At 46.7% G+C, this 11,850-nt stretch carries 7 protein-coding genes; 4 read left to right on the top strand and 3 right to left on the bottom strand.

Features of this window, described 5'->3' with window-relative positions:
* Window positions 1-60 precede the first annotated feature (60 nt).
* From F453_RS0108015 to F453_RS0108005, 3 genes are all read left to right on the top strand, one after another.
* Window positions 61-1,233, top strand: coding sequence for a tetratricopeptide repeat protein (locus tag F453_RS0108015; RefSeq protein WP_018967551.1), 1,173 nt, complete (start codon window positions 61-63; stop codon window positions 1,231-1,233).
* A gap of 121 nt (window positions 1,234-1,354) precedes the next feature.
* Window positions 1,355-2,566 carry an A/G-specific adenine glycosylase gene (locus F453_RS0108010; RefSeq protein WP_018967550.1) on the top strand — a complete coding sequence of 404 codons (1,212 nt, stop codon included), beginning with the start codon at window positions 1,355-1,357 and terminating at the stop codon, window positions 2,564-2,566.
* Window positions 2,567-2,909: 343 nt separating this feature from the next.
* Window positions 2,910-5,189: a C10 family peptidase gene (locus tag F453_RS0108005; protein ID WP_033404225.1), complete on the top strand. Its 2,280-nt coding sequence runs from the start codon at window positions 2,910-2,912 to the stop codon at window positions 5,187-5,189.
* Between the two features lie 1,164 nt (window positions 5,190-6,353).
* On the opposite strand, the gene alaS is transcribed toward F453_RS0108005, so the two are convergent.
* Entirely contained in the window at window positions 6,354-8,975 is a 2,622-nt protein-coding gene (alaS, locus tag F453_RS0107995) for an alanine--tRNA ligase (RefSeq protein WP_026292515.1), read from the bottom strand.
* Window positions 8,976-9,388: 413 nt separating this feature from the next.
* Between alaS and F453_RS0107985 the strand changes: the two genes are divergently transcribed.
* Window positions 9,389-9,739, top strand: a complete 351-nt coding sequence (locus tag F453_RS0107985; RefSeq protein ID WP_009235077.1) for a MerR family transcriptional regulator — start codon at window positions 9,389-9,391, stop codon at window positions 9,737-9,739.
* Between the two features lie 163 nt (window positions 9,740-9,902).
* Here F453_RS0107985 and trxB read toward each other — a convergent pair whose 3' ends face one another.
* On the bottom strand, window positions 9,903-10,850 hold the full coding sequence (trxB, locus tag F453_RS0107980) for a thioredoxin-disulfide reductase (RefSeq protein WP_018967545.1): 948 nt from the start codon (window positions 10,848-10,850) through the stop codon (window positions 9,903-9,905).
* Between the two features lie 260 nt (window positions 10,851-11,110).
* The gene (locus tag F453_RS0107975; RefSeq protein ID WP_009235075.1) at window positions 11,111-11,659 is read right to left on the bottom strand and encodes a glutathione peroxidase; all 549 of its coding nucleotides are present in this window, start codon (window positions 11,657-11,659) and stop codon (window positions 11,111-11,113) included.
* Between the last annotated feature and the right edge of the window lie 191 nt (window positions 11,660-11,850).

The following is an 11,850-nucleotide window of genomic DNA, read 5'->3' as shown; positions in this document are numbered from 1 at the left end:
AAGAGCTATCTTCACCACCCATACATATCAACATTAAAACTAATATCAATCACATCACTTATGAAGAAAACACTACTCGCGGCATTGCTATTGCTCGCCGCAAACACCACACTGGCACAGAAAACGGAGCAAGAAAAACAGCTACACGAGATGGACAGCACTGCCCGCATGCTTATCGCAGATGGCAAATTCGATAAAGCTGTCGATGCTTTCACTGCCTATACGGCAAAGGTAAAGGGCCTTCGAGGGGAGGCCGACACCACTTATATTGAAGGATTGGTCTTCCTTGGTAAGGCTTACCTTAGAGCCAAACGCATCAATAAGGCCGTTGAAACGGCACAAAAGGTTGTAGACTTATACGGCAAACACTTCAGCACCAAAGACAAGCGATATGCTTGGTACTTAGATAATCTTTCGCTGTATCTAACTTCTAATGGGAAAAGTAAGGAGGCTTTGGTACACAGCAAGAAGGCTTTGAAGATCTATGAATCACTTTACACCAACGACAGAGACATGGCCGTGATACTTATTCATGCTGCCGAGAACTCGTTCCACGCAGGCGAGAAGGCCGAAGCCATCAAGTATCAGTTGCGCGCATTGTCCATATACAAAGATCTCTTTGGGCAACACTCTGAAGAATACACTGATGAGGCCGAATATCTTATCACCTATTACGAGGGCAACAACCAAGAGGATAAGGCAAAAAGTCTGCGCGATGAAGTGGAAAAGCTGAAAGAAGAGGCCAAGAAAGGTTATGGCGACATACCCGAATTGCCAAAACTTGAAACGGCAGAAGATTGCCGAAAACATACCAAAGACGTTGAGAGGTGCTGCCAATACTACCTTTCGCATCGGCTCACAGCCCACGACATGGACGATGCAGCTAAGTTTATCATGGCCTGGGCGGTACCTTCAGACTTGGTTACGATACCTATGGGAAAGAACGAAGCCCAACTTATCTCCACAGAAAAGTCGTATCCTTACTTGTTTAGCTATTATGCAGGCTATATTCTTTACGCCTTAGAGAACAAGGAAACCAAAGAATCCGAAGATGGTTACGAAGCTGCCATGGTGGCAACACTCAACCATTACCTCAACAATAAAGACCTCACAGGACCTGTTCCTACCCTAGAAAAGTACGTAAAGCTGTATAAGAAAGACAAAGACAAGATGTTCGCACAAATTCGTAAAAACTTCCCCAAGATTGATAAGGAGGATAAAAACAAAAAGTAATAGCCTTGCCAATGGCCACGCCTACCATACCACAACTAGGCATTGGTGGGCATGGCCATAGCCAAAACAGGCTGCAGTGCTAGTTATTTCACATTCTTTTCATATCATTTAAAAGCCCATCGTGACCACCACCCATCCCTTTTCCACCGCCCTACTCCATTGGTTTCAACACCACGGCCGAAGTCTGCCGTGGCGCGAGACCAAAGACCCGTATGCCATTTGGCTTAGCGAGGTTATTTTGCAGCAAACGCGGGTGAGCCAGGGCTTGGCCTATTGGCAGCGATTCATGCATAATTACCCCACGGTAAACGCTCTCGCTGCGGCCACCGAAGACGAAGTGTTGCGCCTTTGGCAAGGTTTGGGCTACTATTCGCGAGCACGCTACTTGCATCAGGCTGCAAAGCAGATTGTGGAACTAGGATATTTCCCCAATACTCACGATGCTATCTCTAAGTTAAAAGGCGTTGGACCTTACACGGCAGCAGCCATTGCGTCTATCGCCTTCAATCTTCCCGTGGCGGTGGTAGATGGCAACGTATACCGCGTTTTGGCTCGTTTCTTTGGCATCGATACACCTATCAACTCAACCGAAGGCAAAAAGCAATTTGCCACCTTAGCCCAATCACTTTTGCCCCACCATGCACCAGCACGCTTCAACGAGGCTATCATGGACTTTGGTGCACTGCAATGCCTCCCCGTAAAGGGTGAGACGGGCAAGACAAACAATGACATTGCCACAACAAACGAGTCGCCTGCCTTCTGCAACGACTGTCCATTAAATGGCCAATGCGTGGCTTATGCACAGGGTTTGGTGCGCTCGCTACCCGTTAAAACCAAGTCGCAAGCCCCCAAACTACGTCGTATGGGTTACATATATATAAGGTGTAGAGGTGAGGTAGCCATCCGAAAACGCCCCGCAGGGGATATTTGGCAGGGGCTTTGGGAACCTTTGCTATACGAAGACGAGGTGCTTTCTAGTGCCCAAACGCCTAAGACAAGCAAGCAAGAGAGCACTAACTTCATAGAAGATTTCCCTTCACCGCAGTTGTTGGCGTATCTCGACAGCCTTTTAAAAGGTGAACAATGTGCCACACCAACTGCCACATCTGTCCACACCCATCCCCACCCTACCAACTCTTCACCCACAATCAAAGGCCCATACACCTTTCGCCACGTACTCACCCATCGCATCATCATGGCTCAATTTGCCATAGTAGAAACAGAAGTTAAGCCCACCTTATCGTCTGACTACATTTGGGTGACCGAACGCGAGCTGAACAAATATGCTATATCACGCCTGTTCGAACTGTTTCAAGAAAGGATGAAAGGGTGAAAAAGTGAAAGGGTAAAAAGGTGAAAAGATGAAAGAGTGGAAAGGCGAAAAAATGACTACGCCGTTTAACTGGCCAACTCGTAAGCTGCTCAACTTGCTAACTTGTAAACTCGTCAACCTGTTAACTGGTCAACTTACAAACTGGTAAACTGGTCAACCGCCCAACTCATCAACAGCCCAACCTGCTTTGTTAAAATACAAGAGATCGGATGCATTCTCGTTCTTTTTTCGTAACTTTGCACGCGTTTTCCAACAATGGGAAGCGCGTTTATTGCACCTTACAAATACCATAAGGAGAATTTTAGAGAAAAAAGACAACGAACAAAACTAATTTACAAGAGTTATGAACCAAACCAACACTACAAATAGGCACAAACCTGCCCACACTTCGCTTAACAGCCATCACTGTTACCGATTAGCATTTGCGCTTTTTGCACTTGCATTTTCGACCTTTATGCCTGTACAGGCCAAGCAGGTTACGGCTCGACAAGCCCTCGACATTGCTCGAAAATACGTCTCACCCAACCGCCAAGCCATCACATTCGCTCAAACTCGAGCAGGCAAACAACAACCCATTGAGCCCTACTATGTGTTCAACGACAAGCAGGGCAAGGGCTTTGTACTGGTTTCGGGCGACGACGCTATGGGTGAAATACTCGCCTATGGAGATAACGGCACGCTCGACACGCTGAATGCTAACCCTGGTGTAAAATTTCTTTTGCAAGCCTATCGCGAACGTTTCGTACAGCTACAACAAACGCCCGCCGCGGCACAACCCGCCACAAGGGCGATGCCTACCTATAAAACTGTGGCGCCGTTGCTCACCTGCAAGTGGAATCAAGACGATCCTTACAACAAGAAAACGGGTTATCCTTTCACGGGTTGCGTAGCAACGGCCATCGCACAAGTGATGTATTACCACAAATGGCCCATACAAGGAAAGGGAGAAAACACCTATACCGTGAGATCTGATAATAAGGTGAAGCATGCCGATTTCAGCAAATCATACTACGACTGGGCCAACATGAAAGACGAATACAAATATTACGACCCAGGCACCCAAAGGGAAAAAGACGCCGTTGCAAAGCTAATGAGCGATGTAGGAATTGCTACAAACATGCAATACACCCCCTCTTTGAGTGGTGCGCAAAACGAATCGGCCGAAAAAGCCTTGCGAGAAAACTTTGATTACACTACGGCCTTTGTGAGCCGAAGTGACGAAGGATTGCCTGCATTCACAGACATCATACGCCAAGAGCTAACCAATGGTTTCCCCGTTTACCTTTCGGGCAACCAAAAAGGTGGCGGAGGAGGACACGCTTGGGTAACAGACGGCATCAACGAACAAGGACTTTTCCACATGAATTTTGGCTGGGGCGGTCAGGGCGATGCTTATTTCTCGCTCTCAACGCTATCTGTTGCACAATCAGGAAACGAGTTTGGCGGAAAACCAATGACGTTCAGCTACGGCTTAATCGCGATATTGGCTCACCCCAACAAACCGAACACAAAACCAATAGACCCTGCATTGCTGGCAACCACGCCCAAACTGCGGTTTAACATTGGTGGAAGTCTAAGGCTCCCTCAAGGAAGTGGAAAAACATTTGCCGTTAGCAACATGCCAGCCGTTGAGATGAACGAATTTAATAACTACGGAAAGCCCTTCAAGGGCGACATCGGCGTGGGCATATTCGACATGAATGGCAAGCTGATAACTGTCTGTCCGTCGGATGATCACGCTACAGGTGGGTTTACAAAACGCGTCTACGGGCAATATTCTAACGGAGAAATGGGTCGCGACCACACCAACCCGCAAGCTGTGAAAATAAAGATAGACCTCTCAAAACTACACAAGGGCTATTACCAACTGCTGCCCATGTGTGTGCCGTTAAAAGAAAATGGCAGCTGGGGAGAATGGATACACATGCGACAAGCACCACGAATGGTGATTGAAATAGATAATGGCAGGGTGCGCATCGTAGAGGAAGACTCGATCAATGCTGGCTTCCAACTAACCGAACAGCCGTCTAAACTTTGGCTAAAACCAGGAAAAGAAGAAACCATACATGTGCCCGTAAGAAACAAAGGCGGACTGGGATTCGGCTATTTTGCCAAGTTACAATTGCTTGACGCTAAGGGTAAGGTGGCTTTTGAAGCACAACGCACAAAGTCTATGGAGCTTGACGGTTTCCGTACAACATGGATGCCGTTTAGTATAAACGTACCCAGCACCCTAAGCGAAGGCAAATATCGGATGAAGTTGGTGTTGATTAAGGAATCGAGCGCAGGCATCGACAACCCCGATGCCGAACGTTTCGATGTAGAAAAGCTATATGACAAGGAAGAAACGATCTTCACTGTGGCGTCGAATCTCACCCATATTGCCGGTACAACCACTGCCAACTACAACATAACCAACAACGATGGCCAGTCGTTAACGGTACGCGGCAATGGCCTACAACATGTAAAGCTCTTCGACACCAACGGCCGATTGCTTAGGAATGCTGCTGCAACAGGTAGCACAGAAGTAAACATATCGCTCACCGACCTTGCTTCGGGTGTGTATCTTGTACAAGTAATGGTCGACGGCCAACTACGTACACACCGTCTCTTAAAACGATAACAAACAAGGTTTGCCCAACAAGCAAGCTCTAACAAGATAAAGGTGTGCGCCTGTTATGCAGGTGCACACCTTATTTTATATGCGATTACGCATCACACAGAAATGTGGATTGTAGGGAAAAACATAAAAAATGATTGAATAGTGCAATAACAAGGAAACTTCCAAAACGATAGATATACAGTCGGGATAAACAAGTCCATACATCCCTTAATTTACCGACAACGTTAAACCGAGTAATCAATCTTTACAAACTAGCACTATATTTCTGCCCCATTCTAGAAGAGATTTTCTGCGAAAAGCGGTAAAAACATATCTTCAGGACTTTCATTTTCTACCTCTCCATACCACATTCCACCCACCATAACCCATGCTTTACTAACTCTCGATTTCACCAAACGATAAAGCATCGTTATTTACACGCCTCCAAATTTACAAACCAACGAATCATACAATATTGTCGTTTGCAATGCATTATCAGTTTAATTTCTGGATTTTTTATAAGTGGGACACCTGTTCCATATAAGCTGGAACATTATTCCATATCATCTGGAACATTGTTCCATGTCACATGGAATAAGATTACCTCTTAGCGATAACACGCCGTTTTACCTTAAAACACAACGAAAGAAGTGTGAAATCGTTAGGTCGAACCAAAAAGAAGAGAAGACATGAAGTGAGCCCAAGAATACTCAAATCTAGCAATAAAACACGCCTAAACATCCTTAAAATCCCTTCATCTAGTTGAAAACGGGAGCGTGAACATTAGTATATCAACCCATTACAAACTTTCACAAGAAGCGGTTAAATACAAGTCGATGGCGTATTGGTGAATTAGGCTGGTACTCTCAGTGTTAAAAAACGGTGCAAAATATTTACAAATAAAAGAAGTGAACTCACTAAACATGTGTCTTTTACCGCACATATTTACCTACAACGAGAAACCTTAGCAATACCAACAAGGCGATGTACCAATCCCTTTACTTGTAGAACTTGTTGAGTTTATCCATTATATAAGGCTGGTTCTAAAAGTTCCGCGCTACGTTTCAATGGTTGCTTTTACCTAGTAACGCCTTGATGGATATTTAGAACCAGCCTTAAATCTGTATAAGTAACAATACTAATCATCTCCCTTGCCCTTGAATTGGGGCAAGCGATGAGTTCATTTTACTGGCAAGCTAGTTCCACTGCCTTGTCTACGGCCACAGATATGCCATCGAGGTTTTTACCTCCTGCCGATGCATAATGGGGCTGTCCGCCACCGCCACCTTGAATAAGTTTGGCGGCCTCGCGAATGATTTGGCCTGCATTCAGTCCGTGTTCGCTTACCACATCATCGCTAAACATGATGCTAAGTAAAGGCTTGTCGTTGGCCGTTGAGCCGACAACGCATACCAGGTTTTGCGGAATGGCCTCGCGAACCTTAAATACCAGGTTCTTGGCTTGTTCGGCATTGATGGGCAAAACGGCCTTAACCACTTTCAGTCCATTTACATCTTTGGCCTTCTCTACAAGGCTATCTTTAAGTCTTTCGACGGCTTGTGCCGAGAATTTTTCTATCTCTTTGCGCATCGCATCATGTTCTTCCATGTACTTAGCGATAACTCCTTGCAGGTCTTTAGCGTTATTAAAGAGGTTACGAATGCCACGCAGCGTATCTTCCAACACGTACATCGCTTCCTCGCAACGCTTTCCGGTGAAAGCCTCAACACGGCGTATGCCGGCTGCCACACTGCTTTCGCTTACGATTTTGAACATTCCGATACGGCCCGTGCTACGTGCATGGATGCCGCCACAGAACTCACAGCTGGGTCCGAAACGTACAACGCGCACCGTATCGCCGTATTTCTCGCCAAACAAAGCCACTGCACCCATGGCCTTAGCCTCTTCTACGGGCGTATCACGGTGTTCGTCGAGTGGCAGATCTTGGCGGATAAGATCGTTTACAAGGCGTTCCACCTCGCGAAGCTCTTCATCTGTGACCTTTTGGAAGTGCGAAAAGTCGAAGCGTAACGTGTCGGGAGCCACCAACGAGCCTTTTTGTTCAACGTGTTCGCCAAGCACAGCCTTCAAGGCATAGTCTAACAAGTGGGTTGCCGTGTGGTTAGCAGCACTTGCTTCGCGCTTATCCGTGTCCACACAAGCCATAAAGTCGGCTTCGGGAGCTTTGGGTAAGGCCTTCACGATATGTATACTTTGGTTGTTTTCGCGTTTTGTGTCGATGACGTCTACAGTCTCTTCGCCGTTCACCAGCACGCCACAGTCGCCCACTTGTCCACCCATCTCACCATAGAAAGGCGTGTAATCGAGCACCAGTTCAAAGTAAGTGTTCTTCTTCTGCGTAACTTGACGATAGCGAAGTATATGACATTCGTACTCGGTATAATCATAACCCACGAAGGTTTGTTCGCCTTCGCGCAGCACCACCCAATCAGAATTCTCCACGGCAGCAGCATTACGAGCACGTTCTTTTTGCTTTTGCATCTCCACATCAAACTGGGCGGCATCTACTTGCAGCCCATTCTCACGACAAATAAGCTCTGTCAGGTCGAGCGGGAAGCCGTAAGTGTCGAACAAACGGAAAGCTTGTGCGCCGTCAAGCATGGTTTTTCCCTCGGCTTTCAGGCGCTCCATCTCGTCGTTAAGCATCGAAATGCCCTTTTCGAGCGTGCGAAGGAAAGAGTCTTCCTCTTCTTTCATCACGCGACCGATAAGTTCGCGCTGGGCTTTCAGTTCGGGATAGGCCTCGCCCATCTCGTGGATGAAGGTGGGCAAAAGCTTAAACATGAAGGCCGAACGTTGACCTAAGAAAGTATACGCATAGCGAACGGCGCGGCGAAGGATACGACGAATAACGTATCCAGCCTTGGCATTGCCAGGCAACTGACCATCGGCGATGGAGAAAGCCACAGCCCTAAGGTGGTCGGCAACCACACGCATGGCCACGTCTACTTTCTCGTCGGCGCCATATTTCAGACCCGAAAGGCGCGAAATCTCTTGTATCACGGGTTGGAAAACATCGGTGTCGTAGTTCGATGTTTTACCTTGCAATGAGCGCACAAGGCGTTCGAAGCCCATACCCGTATCGATAACGTGCATCGGCAGAGGCTGCAACGAACCATCAGACTTGCGATTGAACTGCATAAACACGATGTTCCATATCTCGATAACTTGCGGATTATCCTTGTTTACAAGGCTTGCGCCAGGCACTTCGGCCTTTTCTTTGGCCGAGCGCGAGTCGAGATGAATCTCCGAACACGGACCGCATGGGCCCGTTTCACCCATCTCCCAGAAGTTATCGTGCTTGTTTCCGTTGATGATATGGTCGGCAGGTAGGTGCTTTGACCAGAACTCTGCAGCCTCGTCGTCGCGTGCAATGCCCTCTTCTTCGCTACCTTCGAATACCGTAACATAGATGTCTTGCGGGTTAAGGTGCAACACATCCACAAGGTATTCCCAAGCATAGTCGATGGCCTCGCGCTTAAAATAGTCGCCAAAGCTCCAGTTACCCAACATCTCGAACATGGTGTGATGGTACGTATCGTGGCCTACCTCTTCCAAGTCGTTATGCTTTCCGCTTACGCGAAGACATTTTTGCGAATCGGCCCTACGGCGTGGTTCAGGGTCGCGTGTACCCAAAATGATGTCCTTCCATTGGTTCATACCGGCGTTGGTGAACATCAATGTAGGGTCGTCTTTAATCACCATGGGGGCCGAAGCCTCTATCTTATGTCCTTTGCCTTCAAAGAATTGCTTGAAGGATTCGCGTATTTCGTTCGCTGTCATCATCGTTTATTATCTTGAATTTTTATTGTATGCCTGTTTATAAAACTGCAAGTAAGGGCGTCCACACAAAGCCCTCAACGAGGTTGTAAGGACTGTCCTTTTGGTTTAAGTTGCAAAATTACAACATTTTTTTCAAATGGCCGTAGCCCAAGGGGTTATATTATGCCACGTTGTTAATGTTGGTTTACATGTCGATTTTATTTTTTCCAAAGATTGGAAAAATAAAAGATTTGTCGTAATTTTGCATCATGAGAGAGAGCTAAATGTAACTTCGTACAGGATAACTTGGTTACTATTACAGGTGTTAAACGTGCACAAGCAAGTTTGTGGCATGTTGTTCCGACAAGAAACAATGGATAACGAACGAAGGACTATTCCCAAATTATCCCCCACAAAGGGCCAAAAGCTAACCCATCATGGTATTGAAGACTGACAGAAACCTAAAGTTGTACTACTCCATTAAGGAGGTGAGCGACATCATCGGCGTTAATGAGAGTACCCTGCGGTATTGGGAAACCGAGCTTCCGCAGCTTAAGCCGCGCACCGCAACAGGGTCGAAGGTGCGCCAGTACACGGACAGAGACATCGACCTGCTAAAAAACATCTACACGTTGGTTAAGGTGAGAGGTTTTAAAATTGCCGCCGCACGTAAGATGATTAACGAAAATCGTGAAGGCGCAAATAAAAGCACACATGTGCTTAACACGCTTCTCGCGGTTAGGGACGACCTGCGTGCCCTGAAAAAAGAACTCGACGGACTGGTGTAAAAGACACAAATACACACAAGCCCTAAAAGAAAGGCTATACAATAGCCACGAAACAAGGGCGTCTACCCCATAAAGCTAAAAGGCTTCCTGCAAATAGCAAGAAGCCTTTTTTCTATAGTTATGCCAAACATGGCTATGAATTCGGGATGGCAAGCCTTATTTTTTAGGCCTTCAACTCACCCAGATAACGCTCGGCTTCCAATGCTGCCTTACAGCCAGAGCCAGCGGCAACAACTGCCTGACGATAAACAGGGTCGGCACAATCGCCTGCTGCAAACACACCAGCAACGTTCGTTTTGGGGGTTCCTGCAACAGTTTTGATGTAGCCTATTTCGTCGAGATCTAGCCATTCTTTAAACACATCGGTGTTGGGCTTATGACCAATGGCAAGGAAGAAACCATCAATAGGCAGGTCGTAGCGTTGTTCGTCGGCCTCGCCCTTGCGTTTTACAAGGTGCGCTCCTTGCAAGCCGTCTTCACCATAAAGGCCCAACGTGTTGTGTTCGTATAGAATTTCGATTTTGGGATTGCTCTCCACACGTTTCTGCATCACGTCCGAGGCGCGCAAGAAAGGCTTACGCACAATCATATATACCTTCGAGCAGAGTCCTGCCAGATAGCTAGCCTCTTCGCAAGCAGTGTCGCCACCACCCACAACAGCCACCGTCTTATTGCGATAGAAGAAACCATCGCAAGTGGCACAAGCGCTTACGCCTTGACCAGAGTACTTCTCCTCGTCGGGCAAACCAAGATATTTAGCCGACGCTCCTGTGGCGATAATCACCGTTTCGGCCTCTATCTCCACACCACGATCTGTGGTTAGCACGTATGGTTTACGACTGAAGTCTACCTTAACAATCTCTCCGTCGCGGATGTCAGCACCAAAACGGGCGGCCTGCTCACGCAGTTCCAACATCATTTGGTTACCGTCCACTCCCTTGGGATAGCCAGGAAAGTTCTCAATTTCTGTCGTTTGGGTGAGTTGTCCACCCGTTTGCATTCCGCAATATTGCACTGGGCTTAGGTTAGCCCTTCCCGCATAGATGGCTGCAGTGTATCCTGCGGGACCGCTACCCACGATAAGGCAGCGCGTATATTCTCTTTTTTCCATAGTTAATTTGTTTTTACTGGGTTGTACCCATTATGCCAATATCTGCACAAATAATGTGCCAAAAGGAGTATTTTGCGAGTTTTCCCAATGGTTTAAAATGCGAAGAGGAGTTAAAGAGTATGCCCAACGTGTTGCCGTTATTACGATAACAATGGTTTAAAACCTATATTTCGTCTTTACCTCGTCCTTTATATATAAGGTGTATGGCACAGGTTTTTGACATCTCTCTTTAACTCCCCTTTCGTTCGGTGGTTTAAGGCTTAGAGCAGTTCTTCAATCTTCTTGCTTACGTTTTCAAGACTTTCGGTGGGTTCGAAACGAGCCACCACAAGCCCCTGCTTGTTAACGAGGAACTTGGTGAAGTTCCATTTAATGTCAGCCTTTTCCTTATAGTCGGGATCTTCCTTAGAGAGCATCTCTTCGAGTATGGGTGTTAGCTTGTGGTTGGGGTCCCAACCAGCAAAGCCCTTTTGCTCTTTGAGGTACTTGTACAGCGGATCAGCGTCTTCGCCGTTTACCTTTATTTTCTTGAAACGAGGGAATTCGGTGCCAAAGTTCAGTTTGCAAAACTCGTGAATGCTCTCGTCTGTGCCAGGAGCTTGCTGTCCGAACTGGTTGCAAGGGAAGTCTAGGATGGTGAAACCCTTAGCATGATATTTTTCGTAGATAGCCTCCAATTCTTCGTATTGCGGTGTGAAACCACACTTGGTTGCAGTGTTCACGATGAGGATAACCTCATTGGCATACTCTCTCAATGATACTTCGCCGCCTTTTCTGTCTTTAACGACGAAATCGTATACTGTTTTCATTTCCAAATATTGTGTTTAATGTTATTCAAACTAGCGCGTTTTTGCGCGTCTACAAAGATAACAATTATTATTGAAACCGCACTTTTAAAACATCTACATTAACATTATTAGGGGAAATCCCCTACACAATAGGCGAAGCCCTACCCCAAAATAGACGAACCTCCCATACGCATAGTTACCCTTTTGCCTAT

The sequence above is a fragment of the Hoylesella loescheii DSM 19665 = JCM 12249 = ATCC 15930 genome (assembly GCF_000378085.1).
Taxonomy (GTDB): Bacteria; Bacteroidota; Bacteroidia; order Bacteroidales; family Bacteroidaceae; genus Prevotella; species Prevotella loescheii.
The sequence above is the reverse complement of the archived record's forward strand: the minus strand, read 5'-3'. Positions and strand labels throughout refer to the sequence as shown.

Bases quoted from the DNA above. Each gene is read 5' to 3' on its own strand.
- F453_RS0108015 (WP_018967551.1), top strand. From the start codon at position 61: ATGAAGAAAACACTACTCGCGGCATTGCTATTGCTCGCCGCAAACACC.
- F453_RS0108005 (WP_033404225.1), top strand. From the start codon at position 2,910: ATGAACCAAACCAACACTACAAATAGGCACAAACCTGCCCACACTTCG.
- alaS (WP_026292515.1), bottom strand. From the start codon at position 8,975: ATGATGACAGCGAACGAAATACGCGAATCCTTCAAGCAATTCTTTGAA.
- F453_RS0107985 (WP_009235077.1), top strand. From the start codon at position 9,389: ATGGTATTGAAGACTGACAGAAACCTAAAGTTGTACTACTCCATTAAG.
- trxB (WP_018967545.1), bottom strand. From the start codon at position 10,850: ATGGAAAAAAGAGAATATACGCGCTGCCTTATCGTGGGTAGCGGTCCC.
- F453_RS0107975 (WP_009235075.1), bottom strand. From the start codon at position 11,659: ATGAAAACAGTATACGATTTCGTCGTTAAAGACAGAAAAGGCGGCGAA.